This is a genomic window from Nocardia sp. NPDC005825 (assembly GCF_040630175.1).
Lineage (GTDB): Bacteria > Actinomycetota > Actinomycetes > Mycobacteriales > Mycobacteriaceae > Nocardia.
The window spans coordinates 688,126-703,587 of record NZ_JBEXXC010000002.1; the positions used below are offsets into that span (position 1 = coordinate 688,126).

The window sequence follows — 15,462 nt, forward strand, 5'->3', positions numbered from 1 at the left end:
CTACCAGGTGCGTCGCGCACCCGTCTCGAGCTCGGTGCCCCGATGCCGCCAGTGCGGCTCCTTGTCCACGGTGCGCTCTGTGATGTGGCGCAGGCTGCGGATCACCGATCCGTACAGCCCGGAGGCGGCGGAGGACAGCTTTCCGCCCGGTGGTTCGTCCATGAACGGCATGAACTTGTCCGGGAAACCGGGCATGGTGCAGCCGATGCAGATACCGCCCACATTCGGGCACCCGCCCACGCCGTTGAGCCAACCGCGCTTGGGGACATTGCATTTCACGACCGGACCCCAGCAGCCGAGTTTGACGATGCACTTCGGCGAACCGTATTCGTGCGCGAAATCGCCCTGCTCGTAATAGCCGGCTCGGTCGCAACCCTCGTGCACGGTCGCGCCGAACAGCCATTTCGGGCGCAGCGCTTCGTCGAGCGGAATCATCGGCGCCTGGCCGGTCGCCATGTACAGCAGGTAGGTCAGGGTCTCGGAGAGATTGTCCGGCTGGATCGGGCAGCCCGGCACGCACACGATCGGGATCCCGGCCTTGCTCTTCCAGTCCCAGCCCAGATAGTCCGGGACGCCCATGGCTCCGGTCGGATTGCCCGCCATGGCGTGGATGCCGCCGTAGGTGGCGCAGGTGCCCACCGCGACGACCGCGGTTGCCTTGGGCGTCAAGCGATCCAGCCATTCGCTGGTGGTCATGGGCTGACCGGTCTCGGGGTTGTTGCCGAACCCGCACCAGTAGCCTTCGGTGTGCAGCTGCTCGTTGGGAATGGAGCCCTCCACGACCAGCACGAACGGCTCGATTTCACCGCGGTCGGCCTTGAAGAACCATTCCAGGAAGTCATCGGCGCCCCCGGCGGGGCCACATTCGAAATCGATCAACGGCCAGTGGACGGCGACCTTCGGCAGTCCCGGAAGGGATCCGAGAGCGATCTCCTCGACACTGGGTTGGGTGGCGGCAGTCAACGCCACCGAGTCACCGTCACAACTGAGGCCTGCGTTGATCCACAAGACGTGGATCAGCGTCTCTTCGGCTTTGACTGCTTCGCCAGTTGGCATGAATGCCGCCCTTCAGAAGCTGGTGGCCACCTGCGTGGTTCCCATACAGCACGGAATCGCGTCGAAATGTGACCCTGATCACGCCAGTCTATTCTCGGCGCAGACCTTCCTCAAGATCGCTGAGCAGCGCGGATGTCTGTTCGAACAGCCATTCGTACCACCTGTCCAGGCCCATTCCGGTGGTCGCCGACACCGGCAGCACATCGATGCCGGGATGGATGGAATTCGCGTACTCGCGGCACCGCTCCACATCGAAATCCACGTAGGGCAGCAGGTCCATTTTGTTGACAAGCACCAGCGAGGCGGCGGCGAACATGTGGGGGTATTTCAGCGGTTTGTCGGTGCCCTCGGTCACCGAGATCACGACGACTTTCGCGTGCTCGCCCAGGTCGAAAAGGGCGGGGCAGACCAGATTCCCGACATTCTCGATGAACAGCAGCGTGCCGGGGGCCGGGGTGAGCGCCGTGAGCGCGCTGTCCATCATGGCGGCGTCCAGATGGCATCCGGCGCCGGTATTGACCTGGACCACCGGACGCCCGGTCGCGCGGATGCGCTCGCCGTCGAGCATGGTCTCCTGATCGCCCTCGATCACCGCGATCGAGGTGTCGGCGAGGTCGCGCAGCGTCCGCTCGAGCAGGGTCGTCTTGCCCGAGCCGGGGGAACTGGTCAGATTGATCGCCAGGATGGCCTGCTCGGCCAGCCGGCGCCGGACCGCCTGGGCCAGTGCGTCGTTCTTCGCCAGCACCTTCTGTTCGAGGGTGATCGTCTCGGTCGGCGCGAGGTGCACGTGCTGCCCGGGGCCGTGCCCGTGCACATGGTCCCCCGCGTCGCCGTCGTGCCGGTGCGGATGATCGTGATCGTGATCGTGCTCGGGTGAACGATGGTGGGGGACAACGGTGATCACGGCTGATCCGTCATCACCGCAGCCGCAGGTGGCGCACATTCCCGACTCACCTCCAGGGACCGGATACGCAGCTCGCGCCCCGCGGTGACTTCCACGTCGGCGCTGCCGCAGGGACACAACAGGATCGGATCGGCGACCTCGAAACGGTTGCCGCAGGATCGACACGACGCACTGCCCGCGATCACGGCGATCTCGAGTCGCGCGCCCTCGGCCACGGTTCCCTCCGCGGCGATCTCGAAACAGAACTCCATCGCGGCGGGGATCACCGCGCACAGCGCCCCGACCTCGACGGTCACACCGTGCACCCGCCGACCGGCCGCGTGTTCACACACGGCCTCGACCAGGCTGCAGGTTATCGCCATCTCGTGCACACAGGCCTCGATTCGACGATCGGAGAAGACCCACGCTACTCCCCGGCCTCGGGTGCGCGGGCGGTTGTCTCCCCGCGGGGCGCACCGGCCCACCGCTGCTCGATGCGGCCGAAGCGCCACCCGGCCAGCGCGATCACCCAGGCGCCGACGAAAACCCCCACGACCAGGCAGCCGAGCAGCGTCGAATCGATCCCGCCGGGGTCGGACGGCGCGCCGCGCAGGCTCAGCAGCTCGACCGTGCCCACGATCAGGGCGACCGCCACCGAGAGCGCCGTCACGGTGAGGTTGTAGTAGACCTTGCGCAGCGGCTGCGCGAACGCCCAGCCGTAGGCGAAGTTCATGAAGGTGCCGTCGATGGTGTCGAGCAGGCTCATCCCCGCCGCGAACAGCACCGGCAGGCACAGGATGGCGTACCAGGGCAGCCCGGCCGCCGCGCTGGTCCCGGCCAGCACCAGCAGCGCGACCTCGGTGGCGGTGTCGAAGCCCAGGCCGAACAGCAGGCCGATCGGGAACAGCTGCCACGGGCGGGAGATCGACTTCATCACCGGGCCCAGCAGCCGGGTCACGAATCCGCGTCCGGCGAGCCGGTCCTCCAGTTCGGCCTCGTCGAACCGGCCCGACCGCAGCCCGCGCACCGATCGCAGAATTCCGGCCAGCACAACGAGATTGATGATCGCGATGAGGTAGAGGAAGCCGCCCACCACCACGGCGCCGATCACGCCGGAGTAGTGGTGCAGCGCCGAGGAATCGTCGGCCACCGGCCCGGCCACCGCCTTCACGCCCACCGACAGCAGCAGCGCCAGCCCGAACACCACGGCGGAGTGCCCGAGCGAGAAGTACAGCCCGACCGACAGCGGCCGCTGCCCGTCGTGCATGAGTTTTCGGGTGGTGTTGTCGATGGCGGCGATGTGGTCGGCGTCGAAGGCGTGCCGCAGGCCCAGCACGTAGGCGGTGAGCCCGACCCCGAACCCGAGCGTCCGGTCGCCGACGCTGAAGTGTTGCGGGGCTACGAGTCCGATCAGCGTGCCCCAGCCGATCACGTGCAACCCGACGACCACCGCGACGATCCCGGCCAGGCGGAGCCATTCCTGCCTGGTGATGGTGAACCGATCGGTCAGAAAGCCGATCGGGCCACGTCGCTGCACTGTCGACGCCACGGCTGACTCCCTGCGGCCCGGGTTCCTCGACCGTAGACTCCGCCGACCCCGCGCGGCAAGGCCACTGGACGTGGCGGGGGCCGCCGACTGCACTGTTTATGCATCGATAGCCTCGATGGGTTCACCGAGCGGGTAGGCCCGCCGCCGCGGCGCAGTACTGCCACACCCGTTCCCGGTCGGCGGCCGACGTGCGGGTCCGCGCCCGGTAGTGCTCCGGCCGGGCGCGGCGATCGTGCCAGAACCGCCCGGACTGCACGTCGGTGGCCGCCAGCCAGACCGCGGTGTCCGCGCCTTGCTCGGGCGTGCGCAGCAGCGGTCCGGCCAGCCGTCGGAAGCGGGGCAGCGCCGCCGAGATACCGGGGGTGTCCACCCAGCCCGGGTGCATGCAATGCACGGAAATGCCCTGTGGTGCAAACCGATCGGCGAGTATCGGGGTGAGGTCCACCTGGATGCGCTTCGAACGTGCGTAGGCAATCGCGCCGCGATAGGGAGTGGCCCGGTACTCGATGTCGCCGGGGTGCAGGGCCTGGGTGTACATGCCGCCGGAGGACATCAGGATCACCCGCGCCGCCGCCGAGCGGGTCAGCAGTGGTGTGAGCGCCTCGGTCATCAGCAGAGGGCCGAGCACGTGGGTCGCCAGGCAGAGTTCATGGCCCTGGGGGTTCTCGATGCGCCGCGGCGGCAGCACTCCGGCGTTGTGGATCAGCACGTCGACGCGATCGACCTGCCGGACCATCTCGGCCGCGAAATCACGGACGGCGGCCAGGTCGGAGACATCGCAGTGTGCGACCGTGACCGCCGCGCCGGGTACGGCCGCGGTGATCTCGGCCGCCGCGGCGACGCCGTGCGCGTGGTCGCGCACGACCAGGGTGACCGCCGCGCCGATCTCCGCCAGCCCGGTCGCGATGACCTTGCCGATCCCGGAGTTCGCGCCGGTGACCAGGGCGGTGCGGCCCCCGAGCGCGTCGGTGGGGACGGGCGGCCATGACCCGCTCCGGAGCCGGTGGCCGAGGCGGCCGTAACCGAGCAGGACCGAGCGGTCCAGGAGGTCGTCGAACACGTCGTGTGCGCTCATGCCGTCGTCTCGCCTCTCGCTCGCGCCGCTAGATCCTCGCGTCGATTCCCGTTGATGAATCGGTTTTGCATCGATTGAATGCTAGCATCGACAGCCTGGAGCCGGGAACAACCGACCGGCCAACGCCCGAACCGGCGGAGGAACCATGCACACCAGTCCATTGCGCGGCCGCCGATGGCTGCGCGCCGCGGCCGTGGCCGCGATCCTGCCCGCCTGCTGGCCGCTCGCCACCCGGGCCGCCGCCGCACCTCCGGCGCCGGTGCCGACGCTGGAGGTGTCCCGGTACACCGGAACCTGGCTGCAGCTCGCGGCGATCCCACAGCCGTTCAACCTGGCCTGCGCGCGCGACACCCAGGCCGACTACACCCCCACGCCGGACGGGCTGATCGTGCGGAACTCCTGCACCACCTGGCTCGGCACCCGCGACGAGATCACCGGCACCGCGCGCATCACCGATCCGGCCACCAATGCGCAACTGGGAGTGAGCTTCCGCGGCGAATCCGATCCGGCGACCAACTACATCGTCACCGCCTTGGATCCCGACTACCGCTGGTCGGTCGTCGTGAACCCCGGCCGCACAGCCGGTTTCGTGCTCTCCCGCGTGCCCGTACCCGACGCCGGGCAGTGGAGCGCCATCCGCGCGGGCATCGACGCCGCCGGCATGGATCCCTGTCTGTTCCTGACCTCGCCGGTCACCGGCGGTTTCGACCGAATCGAGCCGCTGTGCGCGCGCTGACCGGGGCGGCGCGCCGCCGCGTCGCGGTGATCGGCAGCGGAGTGTCCGGCCTCACCGCCGCCTGGGTGCTGGCCCGCGACTGCGAAGTGGTGCTGTACGAGGCGGATTCGCGGCTCGGTGGCCATGCCCACACCCATCGGTTGCCCGGGCGCGCGGACGGCTCCGGCGATGACCTCGGCGTGGACTCGGGGTTCATCGTGCACAACGACCGCACCTACCCCACGTTGCTGCGGTTGTTCGGCGAACTGGGCGTGCGCACCCAGGAATCCGACATGTCGATGTCGGTGCGCTGCGACGGCTGTGGCCTGGAGTACGCCGGCGCGAAGGGGCCGCGCGGACTGATCCCGGAACCCGCCGCCCTGCTGCGGCGGCCCTATCTGCGCATGCTCGGTGAGATCATCCGCTTCCACCGGCTGGCGCGGGCTGAATTGGCCACCGGCACCGACGAACCGCGCACCCTGGGCGAGTTCCTCGCGGACTGTGCCTTCACGCCCTACTTCACGGCCCATTTCATGGTGCCGCTGGTGGCGGCGGTCTGGTCCTGTCCGCCACGGCTCGCCTTGCGCTACCCCGCCCGCTATCTGTTCACCTTCCTCGACCATCACGGCATGCTCACCGTGTTCGGATCGCCGACCTGGCGCACCGTCACCGGCGGATCGGCGAGCTATGTGCGGGCCGTGGCCGCCCGCCTGCACGAGGTGCGCGCCGGGGTTCCGGTCCGTTCGGTGCACCGTGGCGCGCACACGGTCGGTGTGCGCGACGACGCCGACGAGGTGGAGTTCTTCGACGCCGCGGTCATCGCCACCCACCCGGAACAGGCACTGCGCCTGCTGGATTCGCCGACCATCGCCGAGTCGCACATCCTCGCAGGGCTGCCCTATACGGTCAATCGAGTGCTGCTGCACACCGATGATTCGGTGCTGCCCCGGCGGTCCGGTGCGCGCGCCTCCTGGAACTATCGCCTGCCGCACTGCACGGCCACCCCGGAGCGGGTCCAGGTCAGCTACGACCTGACCCGGCTGCAACGCCTGCCCGACGGTCCAGGTGATCGGCGGTTCCTGGCCACCCTCGGCGACGACGGCCGGGTGGCGCCCGAGACCGTGCTCGCGACCATGGACTACGAACACCCTCAGTACACACCCGAATCCATGATCGCGCGCCGCCGACTCACCGAAATCGGGGACCACACCGTGGCTTTCGCCGGGGCCTACCACGGCTGGGGATTCCACGAGGACGGCGCGCTGTCGGGCCTGCGCGCCGCCGAACGAATCGGCGGCCGGTGGCACGCGAGCCCGGCGACCGCGGCTTCCGTCATCCGGGAGCCGTCATGACCCGGGCGCGGCTGGTGCGCACCGTCATTCACCACACGCGACTGGAACCGGTGCGGCACGCGTTCACCTATCGCAGTTACAGCTGGCTGGTCGACCTGGACGAGCTGCCCGCACTGTCGTGGCCGTGGCGGTGGTTCGCGAGCTTCCGGGCTCGCGACCACCTCGGCGACCCCGATGCCACCCTGCGCGCGAACGTGATCGACTTCCTGGCCGCCGCCGGGATCGAACCGGGTGACGGACGCATCCTCATGCTCGCCAACGCCCGAGTACTCGGATACGTCTTCAATCCCCTCACCGTCTACTGGTGCCAGGACGCGACCGGCACGCTGCGCTGGGTGATCGCCGAGGTCCACAACACCTACGGCCAGCGGCACCGCTACCTGGTGCCCGCGCGGCCGGAAGCGATGGTGGCCAAGGAGTTCCCCGTGTCCCCGTTCACTCCGGCCGCCGGCCGGTACCGGCTGCGGGCTCCGGAACCCACGGATCGGGTCCGGGTGGCGATCACGCTGGAAGGAACCGACGGTCGCGCCGTATTCGCCGGGACCGTCAGCGGGCCGGTGGTTCCCGCGAACCGGCGCAACCTGACTCGGGTGCTGGCGGCGCACCCGCTCGAAACGCTGCGGGTGACCGCCCTCATCCGCTGGCAAGGCCTGCGGCTGTGGCGCCGGGGCCTGCCCATCACTCCCCGCCCGTCGGCTGTCTCCCGGGAGGTTCTGACATGAGACGATCCTCGTTCGCGCCGCCGCCCATCGTCTCCGGCGCGCACCGAATCGCACCGCCGCCGGTGCCGATCGGGGTGCGGTCCGCACTCGGCCGCCCGGTCGTCCTGGCCCTGTTCGAGCGTGCGGCGCAACGCCTTCCGCTGCGGATCGAGCTGCCCGGTGGCGACTTGTGGGGCGGCGCGCTCGACGATCCCGCCGCGCCCCGGCTGGTGCTCCACGATCCCGACGCCTTCGCCCGGCGGATCGCGGTCTCCGGTCTCATCGGGTTCGGGGAGGCCTACATGGCCGGTGAGTGGAGCGCCCCGGATCTGCCCGCGGTGCTGACCGTGCTGGCCGCCGACATCCGCGCCCTGGTACCCCGGCCGCTGCAGATGTTCCGGCCGCTGCTGCTCCCGCGACACCCGCGGGCCACCAGGGCGACCGCCGCCGGCGCCCGCCGCAACGCCGCGCACCATTACGACCTGTCCAACGACTTCTTCGCGGCCTTCCTGGACCAGACCCGGACCTATTCGGCGGCGCTGTTCGAACGCCTGGAACCAGCGCCGACCTGGGACGATCTCGCCGCGGCGCAGCATCGCAAGATCGATCGGCTGCTGGACGACGCCGAGGTCGGGCCGGGCAGCGCCGTACTCGAAATCGGCACCGGCTGGGGCGAATTGGCGTTGCGGGCGGCCCGCAGGGGCGCGACGGTCCGGTCGCTCACCCTGTCCTCCGAGCAACAGCGTCACGCCCGGCAGCGGATCGCGGCCGCCGGGCTGACCGACCGGGTATCGATCGAGCTGCTCGACTACCGTCGCGTCGACGGGCGCTACGACGCCGTCGTCTCGGTGGAGATGATCGAGGCGGTCGGATACGACTACCTGCCCGGCTACCTGGCCACCCTCGAACGGGTGCTCGCACCCGGCGGGCGCATCGCCCTGCAGGTCATCACCATGCCGCACGACCGCCTGCGGGCCGCGCGGCGAACGCACACCTGGATCCAGGAGTACATCTTCCCGGGCGGATTCCTGCCCTCGGAAACCCTGCTGGCCCAGCTCCTTTCGGCGCACACCGGCCTGCGGATCACGCATCGCCGCAGTCTGGGCCACCACTACGAGCACACGCTGCGGCTGTGGCTGGATCGATTCACCGCCGCCGCCGACCACGTCGCCGAGCTGGGATTCGACGAGGTCTTCCAACGGATGTGGCGGTTGTACCTGGCGTACTCCGAGGCCGGATTCCGTTCGGACTACCTCGATGTCGTGCACCTCGTGCTGTGCGAGCGCACCGCTGCCGATCCCGCCGGGCAGCGCGGTGCGGTGCGGACGTGACATCCGGGCCGGGCGGGACGCAGCCGGGCGCGGTGGCCGAGTTCACCGTGGGCGCGGTCGCGCGGCGGGTGGGTGTGCCCGTGGCGACCCTGCGCAGCTGGAATCGGCGGTACGGCATCGGCCCGCAGCGGCATCGGCCCGGCGAGCACCGGTCCTACACCTCGACGGACCTGGCGATGGTCACCCGCATGGTCGAGTTGGTGCGGGCCGGCGCGAGTCCCGGCAGTGCCGCGCGGGCCGCTCGGGCCGTCGCCGAACCCGCCCCGCGCCGCGGCGATGTCAGGCCGGTGCTGGCCGCGGCGGAGGGCATGGACGTCGCCCGGTTGCTGACGCTGCTGTCGGCCCATGTGGCCCATCACGGGGTGGGCGACACCTGGAATCTGTTGTGCCGCCCCGCCTTCGCGGAGATCGTCGATCGCCAGCGCCGCGGCGAAGGCTATATCGAGGTCGAGCACCTGCTGTCCTGGGCGTCCACGACGAGCCTGCACCGGGCGGTTCCGGCGGTGGCGGACGCGGCGGGGGAACCGCGAATCGTGTTGGCCTGCACCGCCGGAGAGCAGCATGTGCTGCCACTCGAAGTCCTGCGCGCGGCCTTGGCCGAAGGCGGAACCGCGGCGCTCCTGCTCGGTGCGGCGGTTCCGCCGCAGGCTCTCGAGCGCGCGCTGTCCCGGCGGGACCGCCCGGGAGCGGTCGTGCTGTGGTCGCAATCGCCGGGCACCGCGTCGCTCGAATCGCTCCGGGTGGCCGCCGCCGGGGCCGGGTCGGTGTTCGTCGCCGGGCCGGGCTGGGAACACATCGGCAGCGAGACCGGCGTCTCGCGATTGCGCTCGTTGGAGGAGGCGCTCGATGCGCTTACCGCGCCGCGGACGCGCTGAGCTGTTCGACCGCTTCGGTGAGGTCGGCGAGCCGCCGCGCGGAATCGGGCAGGATGAGGGTGTCCCAGCCGGGACCGCCCACATAGACCATTGCCTGGGCGTCGGCACAGGCGCGGATCGCGGAGGTGAGGGCCGTCGCCTCTTGCTGCGACCACAGCACCACCGTGGCGGGCGCCGGGACGCGGGCCAGCGTGTCGGCCAGGGCCGCGGTCGGGACATCCGGCCCGAGCATGCGCGCTCCCACCTCTCGTTCGGCGAGCGCGGCGCGCAGCACTTCCAATGGCAGGGAATGGGTTTCACCGCCGGTGCAGGCGAGGATCAGCGGTGCGGACAGGCGGGCGGTGGCGGGCGGCACGGTCCGGTGCAGGGCCGCGACGATGCCCCACGACAGCAGATGTTCCACATCGACGCAGCCCTCGCCCGCGAGCTGGCGGCCGACGATGTTCGCGAAAGCCGGACGGCACAATCCATCCCAGGTGTCGATCACCCCGTACATGCGCAGATGCTTCTCGACCAGGTCGCAGACCACGTCGGTGTCGAGATCGAAGGCCGCCGACACCAGCGCGGCCGCATCACCATGCGACAGGGCGGAACCGCGGGCGGCCGCCGCCGCGCCCGCGGGCGTGGATCCGGCGCGGATCAGATCGACCATCCGCGTCAGCAGCGCGATATCGCCTTCGGTGTAGAGCCGGTGGCGGCCGGGTCGATCCTGGGCGGGGCCGATGCCGTAGCGGCGGTTCCAGCTGCGCAGGGTCGCGGTCGGGATGCCGAGCCGTTCGGCCGCCGCGCGGACCGAGAAACCGGTCTGTTCGGGGGCGGATATCGGGCGCTGCGACATGCCTTGATTGTGCCTGTTCATGATCGGAAGGAGTGATTACGGTGCGGTGTGTGGTGTTCGGAGCCACCGGCTATATCGGTGGCCGCCTGGTGCCGGAACTGCTGGCGGCCGGGCACAGTGTGCGCGTCCTCGCCCGCGACGTCGGAAAACTCGACGATGTGCCCTGGCGCGATCGGGTGGACGTGGTGCGCGGCGACGTGACCCGACCCGACGACGTCCGCGGCGCCCTGGCCGGGCAGGACGTCCTCTACTACCTGGTGCATTCCTTGGCGCGCACCGATTTCGAGCATGTCGATCGGGAAGCGGCCCGCACGGTCGCCGCGGCGGCCGACCGTGCGGGACTGCGGCGGATCGTCTACCTGGGCGGCATCACGCCCGCCGATCAGGAACTCTCACGCCATCTCGCGTCGCGCGCCGAGGTCGGCGAGATCCTGGTGCGGGCGACGACGCCCACGGTGGTGCTGCGGGCCGCCGTCATCATCGGTTCGGGCTCCGCGAGTTTCGAGATGCTGCGCTACCTCACCGAACGGCTGCCGGTGATGGTGACTCCGCGCTGGGTGCGCAACCGCATCCAGCCCATCGCGGTGCGCGACGTGCTCTACTACCTCGTCGCCGCCGCGGGCCTACCGGACGACGTGAACGACGCGTTCGACATCGGCGGCCCCGACGTACTCACCTATCTCGGCATGATGCGCGGCTACGCCGCCGTCGCCGAGCTACCCCGCCGGCTGATCGTGCCGGTCCCGGTTCTCACACCCTGGCTGTCGGCCCAGTGGGTGAACCTGGTGACCCCGGTGCCGCGCGCGATCGCGGTGCCGCTGATGGAATCACTGGTCAACGACGTGATCTGCGCCGACCACCGGATCGCCACGGTCATCGCCGACCCGCCGGGCGGGCCGACGCCGTATCGCCGCGCGGTGGCCCTCGCCCTGCAGCGGGTCCGAGCTCTGGACGTGCCCACCCGCTGGTCGGACGCGAATCCGCCCCACGCTCCGGCCAACCCGCTGCCCACCGACCCCGAATGGTCCGGCGGCTCGATGTATTGCGATGTGCGAGAACAGGATACGTCCGCCACCCCGGAAGCGGTGTGGTCGGTGCTGGAGGCGATCGGCGGCGCCAACGGCTGGTACTCCTTCCCACCGGCCTGGGCGCTGCGCGGCTGGATCGACCGCCTGATGGGCGGCGCCGGCCTGCGCCGAGGCCGCCGCCATCCCCACCGGCTGCGTGAAGGTGACGCCCTGGATTGGTGGCGGGTCGAACGCCTCGAGCGCGACCACCGGATCCTGCTCCGCGCGGAGATGCGGGTCCCCGGCCGCGCCTGGCTGGAACTGTCGGTCTCCCCGGCCTCCGGAGGCGGCGCGCACTACCGCCAGCGCGCCCTGTTCGAACCCCACGGCCTCGCCGGTCACCTCTACTGGCATGCCATCGCCCCGTTCCACGCCCTGATCTTCGGCGGCATGGTCCGCAATATCACCGGAGCGGCACGGCGAACACGCTGAGCGTCACCGCCGCGGGCGAGCGCGGCGTTACGATCGAGGTGTCGGGGCCGGTTCTCGCGTGGAGAGCCCTTCGCAGAGCCCTGTCACGGCGGTGTGAGCCATGCGGGACACGGAGGCCGGGGGCACGCAACGCGATATGCGGATCGGTGTGGCCGAGGAACTGGCCGCAGCGGGGCTCGACGACGCCCAGGAGATCGGCCGCGGCGGATTCGGCGTCGTGTATCGCTGTGTCGAGGAGGCCCTGGACCGGTTGGTCGCGGTGAAGGTGCTCGACGCCACGACCGGCGCGGACGAGCGAACGCGTTTTCTGCGCGAGCAGCGAGCCCTCGCCCGGTTCGGCGGGCACCCCCACATCGTGCAGGTGCTCTCCGCCGATATCACCGTCTCCGGCCGCCCCTACCTGGTGATGCCGTTCCATCGGTTCGGTTCGCTGCAGGCCCGGATCCGGGACCGGGGGCCGATGCCGTGGCAGGAGGTGTTGTCGGTCGGGGTCAAGATGGCCGGGGCGCTGGCGGCCGCGCACACCCACGGCATCGTGCACCGCGACGTCAATCCCGCGAACATCCTGCTCTCCGACTACGGGGAACCGCAGCTCAGCGATTTCGGTATCGCCCGGGTGGCCGGCGCGTTCGAGACCGGCACCGGGATGATCGCGGGGACTCCGGCCTTCACCGCCCCCGAGGTCCTGCGCGGCGCGGAACCGACGGTGGCCGCCGACGTCTACGGGCTGGCCGCGACACTGTTCTGCCTGCTCACCGGGCACGCTGCCTTCCAACGCCGCCAAGGCGAGTCGATGGTCGCGCAGTTCCTGCGGATCACCTCCGAACCGGTGCCCGATCTGCGTCGCGGGGGAGTCCCCGCACCGCTGTGCTCGGCGCTCGAATCGGCGATGGCGCACAATCCGGAGGATCGGCCCGCCGACGCGCACGAATTCGGTGATCGACTGCGCAACATCCAATTCTCGTCCCGGCTCGCGGTGGATTCGATGGCCCTGCCGGCCGAGGGCGCGCTACCGGCGACGGAGGCCGTCGCCGCCGCACCCGATCCGGTCGCGGCGCCCCGATCGGTCCGGACGTCTCCTACGCCGTCCACGCGTTACCGGCCCCCGAGCTCGCCGCGCGCGCCGATTCCGCGCGAGCGCTTGCTCGGACGCCTGCGAGCGGGCCGCACGCGGCGCCTGACGCTCATTCACGGACCCGCCGGCTTCGGCAAGAGCACGCTGGCCGGACAGGTGGTCGACCTGCTCGCCGCGGACGGCGTGCGGACCGCCTGGCTCGGCGTCGACACCGACGACGACAACGTGGTGTGGTTCCTCTCGCACGTGATCGACGCCATCCGTTCCGTACATCCCGGCGTGGCAACGGATCTGGAGCGTCAACTCGAGCAATACGGCACCGATGCCGCGCGGCACGTGATGACCACGCTCATCGACGAGCTGCACAGCAGTGGTGAATCGGTCGCGCTGATCATCGACGATTGGCATCGGGTGACGAGCCCGGCCACCGTGGCCGCGATGGAATTCCTGCTCGATCACGGCTGTCACCACCTGATCGTGGTCGTGACCAGCCGCAGTCGCACCGGACTTCCGTTGGGGCGCCTGCGCGTTCATGACGAACTGGTCGAGATCGATGAATCGGATCTGCGATTCGACGAAAAGGAAACCGCGGCGTTCCTGTCGAATCTCGGCGAACTGTGCCTCTCGGATGCCGAAGTCGGCCGGCTGCGCGAGTCGACCGAAGGGTGGGCGGCCGCACTGCAACTGGCGTCGCTGTCACTGCGCGGGCGCGACGATCCGGGCGCGTACATTGACCAGATCTCCGGGCGGCACTATGCCATCGGCGAGTATCTGATCGAGAACGTGATCGACGGACTCGAGCCCGATCTGCTCGATTTCGTCTTGCGCACCTCGGTGCCGGAGCGGGTCAACGCGGACTTGGCGGTCGCGTTGACCGGGGTCGGGTCCGGTCAGGACATGCTCGAGCGGGTGCGCCAGCGGGATCTGTTCCTGCGCGGCATCGACGATGATCTCCGATGGTTCCGTTACGACCGGCTGTTCGCGGATTTCCTGCACGATCGCCTGACCCGCCTGCAACCGGGGCTGCTCGAGGAACTGCACCGGAAAGCGGCGGAGTGGTTCGCCGCGCACGACATGCTCATCGAGGCAGTCGATCACGCGCTCGCGGCGGGAGCGCCCGAGTTCGCGGTCGCGGTGGTGGCCGATCACGCGGAACTGCTGATGGAACAGTCACGAATGGCGACTTTCCTGGGGCTGGTGGCGAAGTTGCCGAGCGCGCTGATCACCGCGGACCCGCGTCTGCAGCTCCACATCGCCTGGGCGAATATCGCCGTGCAGCGCGCCCCCGCGGCGCTCGCCGCCCTCGACCGCGTCGATATGGCCTTGGCCGCCGAGCCGGGGGCCGAAGACCGGTCGGCCGAGGTCGCCTTCGAGGTGCGGCTGGCGCACGCCGCCACCGAGTTGATCACGGACCGGCCGGTCACCGTTCCGGAGGAGTTGCTCGCGCAGGTGCGCGATTCGGTGCGCCCGTTCCTGGCGCACGCGCTCGCCGTGGTGGCGATGGTGTCCGCGCTCTACCGTTTCGACTACCCGGACGTGCGGCGCTGGTATCGATGGATCGAACCGATCCGGGATCGGGCGCGCGGGCCGTTCGGGCCGGTGTACTGCGATTGCATTGCCGGGAGCGCCGCGTATGAGCAGCTCGATATCGCCGCGGCCGAAACTGCCTACCGGACGGCCCTGCGCTTTGCTCTCTCCTCCGGGGCCGAGTCGTACGTGACCCGGCTGGCCAGCGCCCTGCTGGGCGAATTGCTGTACGAGAAGGGACAATTCGTGGAGGCGCGGGAGCTGCTGTCGGCCGGGTCGACCCTCGAGGCCGGCGCGATCGAGTTCCTCACCGCCAGCTGCGGAACGGGCGCGCGGTTGGCCGCCGTCCGCGGAGATCTCGACGCGGTGTGTGAGCGTTTGGACCAGGGCGCCGAACTCGCGACGAATCTGGCCCTGGATCGGCTCGCGGCGCGGGTGCTCAACGAGCGTGTCCGCCTGGGGCTGCCGATCTCCGATGAGGACCGTGACCGGCTGCAGCGCCTCGCGCCGTATGTGCCACAGCCGGATGCCCGCGCCGCGATCACCGCTGAGCTGTCCCATGATTCGGCCATCCGGCTCCTGCTGGCCGAAGGGACCGACGCGGCGGCCGAGCAGGCCTGTCGCCGCGCCGAGCAGATGGTGAACGGAATCCGCGCACAGGATCGCCCCCACGCGCTGCTGAACGCCGAATTGCTGTACGGGTGTTGCCTGGCCGCCGCCGGCCGCTCGGCACAGGCGGCACAGCAGCTCGCCCCGGCCTTGACCCGCGCCGCCGAACTCGGACTGGTCCGCCTGGTGGTCGACGCCGGCCCGCAACTGCGCCCGGTCATCGAAACACTCACCGGTGCAACGGTATCCACCCCGGAATCGGTGCGCCTGTTCCTGCGTCAGGTGCTGGCGGAATTCGAGCGGACCGTCCCGAGCGGTTGACCAGGGCCCGGCCTCGGGTCGGCGCGCAGCGGTCGACCGTCGAAACCGGCCCGGCG

The 15,462-nt window shown here is 70.2% G+C and carries 13 protein-coding genes; 7 read left to right on the forward strand and 6 right to left on the reverse strand.

Annotated elements, in window-relative coordinates; all coding sequences use genetic code 11:
- The 5 genes from ABZ382_RS07855 to ABZ382_RS07875 all read right to left on the reverse strand — a co-directional run bounded on the left by ABZ382_RS07855 (position 1) and on the right by ABZ382_RS07875 (position 4,563).
- A complete protein-coding gene (locus ABZ382_RS07855; RefSeq protein WP_357085530.1) occupies positions 1-1,056 on the reverse strand; it encodes a hydrogenase expression protein HypE in 1,056 nt (351 codons plus the stop codon).
- An 88-nt stretch (positions 1,057-1,144) separates the two neighbouring features.
- The gene (gene hypB, locus ABZ382_RS07860) at positions 1,145-1,999 is read right to left on the reverse strand and encodes a hydrogenase nickel incorporation protein HypB (RefSeq protein WP_357085531.1); all 855 of its coding nucleotides are present in this window, start codon (positions 1,997-1,999) and stop codon (positions 1,145-1,147) included.
- Complete coding sequence (locus ABZ382_RS07865; protein ID WP_357085533.1) at positions 1,957-2,331, reverse strand: hydrogenase maturation nickel metallochaperone HypA; 375 nt, start codon at positions 2,329-2,331, stop codon at positions 1,957-1,959. Before ABZ382_RS07865 ends, hypB begins: the two co-directional genes overlap by 43 nt.
- Before the next feature lie 35 nt (positions 2,332-2,366).
- On the reverse strand, positions 2,367-3,476 hold the full coding sequence (locus tag ABZ382_RS07870) for a HoxN/HupN/NixA family nickel/cobalt transporter (protein ID WP_357085939.1): 1,110 nt from the start codon (positions 3,474-3,476) through the stop codon (positions 2,367-2,369).
- A gap of 133 nt (positions 3,477-3,609) precedes the next feature.
- A complete protein-coding gene (locus tag ABZ382_RS07875) occupies positions 3,610-4,563 on the reverse strand; it encodes an SDR family NAD(P)-dependent oxidoreductase (protein ID WP_357085535.1) in 954 nt (317 codons plus the stop codon).
- A gap of 145 nt (positions 4,564-4,708) precedes the next feature.
- Between ABZ382_RS07875 and ABZ382_RS07880 the strand changes: the two genes are divergently transcribed.
- The 5 genes from ABZ382_RS07880 to ABZ382_RS07900 are packed head-to-tail and all read left to right on the forward strand — an operon-like array spanning position 4,709 to position 9,537.
- A complete protein-coding gene (locus tag ABZ382_RS07880; protein WP_357085537.1) occupies positions 4,709-5,299 on the forward strand; it encodes a lipocalin family protein in 591 nt (196 codons plus the stop codon).
- Entirely contained in the window at positions 5,287-6,630 is a 1,344-nt protein-coding gene (locus ABZ382_RS07885) for an FAD-dependent oxidoreductase (protein WP_357085539.1), read from the forward strand. The genes ABZ382_RS07880 and ABZ382_RS07885 overlap by 13 nt, the downstream gene beginning before the upstream one ends.
- Positions 6,627-7,352, forward strand: coding sequence for a DUF1365 domain-containing protein (locus tag ABZ382_RS07890; RefSeq protein WP_357085541.1), 726 nt, complete (start codon positions 6,627-6,629; stop codon positions 7,350-7,352). Before ABZ382_RS07885 ends, ABZ382_RS07890 begins: the two co-directional genes overlap by 4 nt.
- Positions 7,349-8,662 (forward strand): class I SAM-dependent methyltransferase, encoded by a 1,314-nt coding sequence (locus ABZ382_RS07895; RefSeq protein ID WP_357085543.1) that lies wholly within the window; start codon positions 7,349-7,351, stop codon positions 8,660-8,662. Before ABZ382_RS07890 ends, ABZ382_RS07895 begins: the two co-directional genes overlap by 4 nt.
- The gene (locus ABZ382_RS07900; protein WP_357085545.1) at positions 8,659-9,537 is read left to right on the forward strand and encodes a MerR family transcriptional regulator; all 879 of its coding nucleotides are present in this window, start codon (positions 8,659-8,661) and stop codon (positions 9,535-9,537) included. Before ABZ382_RS07895 ends, ABZ382_RS07900 begins: the two co-directional genes overlap by 4 nt.
- Here the strand turns inward: ABZ382_RS07900 and ABZ382_RS07905 are convergent.
- Positions 9,515-10,375: a MerR family transcriptional regulator gene (locus tag ABZ382_RS07905; protein WP_357085547.1), complete on the reverse strand. Its 861-nt coding sequence runs from the start codon at positions 10,373-10,375 to the stop codon at positions 9,515-9,517. The genes ABZ382_RS07900 and ABZ382_RS07905 overlap by 23 nt on opposite strands.
- 50 nt (positions 10,376-10,425) lie before the next feature.
- Between ABZ382_RS07905 and ABZ382_RS07910 the strand changes: the two genes are divergently transcribed.
- Both ABZ382_RS07910 and ABZ382_RS07915 read left to right on the forward strand, forming a co-directional pair.
- Positions 10,426-11,874 carry an SDR family oxidoreductase gene (locus ABZ382_RS07910; RefSeq protein ID WP_357085549.1) on the forward strand — a complete coding sequence of 483 codons (1,449 nt, stop codon included), beginning with the start codon at positions 10,426-10,428 and terminating at the stop codon, positions 11,872-11,874.
- Between the two features lie 100 nt (positions 11,875-11,974).
- A complete protein-coding gene (locus ABZ382_RS07915; protein WP_357085551.1) occupies positions 11,975-15,406 on the forward strand; it encodes a protein kinase in 3,432 nt (1,143 codons plus the stop codon).
- The last annotated feature ends 56 nt before the right edge of the window (positions 15,407-15,462 follow it).

Excerpts from the sequence above, each read along its gene's own strand:
- ABZ382_RS07855 (WP_357085530.1), bottom strand. The coding sequence starts at position 1,056 with ATGCCAACTGGCGAAGCAGTCAAAGCCGAAGAGACGCTGATCCACGTC.
- ABZ382_RS07905 (WP_357085547.1), bottom strand. The coding sequence starts at position 10,375 with ATGTCGCAGCGCCCGATATCCGCCCCCGAACAGACCGGTTTCTCGGTC.
- ABZ382_RS07875 (WP_357085535.1), bottom strand. The coding sequence starts at position 4,563 with ATGAGCGCACACGACGTGTTCGACGACCTCCTGGACCGCTCGGTCCTG.
- ABZ382_RS07895 (WP_357085543.1), top strand. The coding sequence starts at position 7,349 with ATGAGACGATCCTCGTTCGCGCCGCCGCCCATCGTCTCCGGCGCGCAC.
- hypB (WP_357085531.1), bottom strand. The coding sequence starts at position 1,999 with ATGTGCGCCACCTGCGGCTGCGGTGATGACGGATCAGCCGTGATCACC.
- ABZ382_RS07890 (WP_357085541.1), top strand. The coding sequence starts at position 6,627 with ATGACCCGGGCGCGGCTGGTGCGCACCGTCATTCACCACACGCGACTG.
- ABZ382_RS07880 (WP_357085537.1), top strand. The coding sequence starts at position 4,709 with ATGCACACCAGTCCATTGCGCGGCCGCCGATGGCTGCGCGCCGCGGCC.
- ABZ382_RS07915 (WP_357085551.1), top strand. The coding sequence starts at position 11,975 with ATGCGGGACACGGAGGCCGGGGGCACGCAACGCGATATGCGGATCGGT.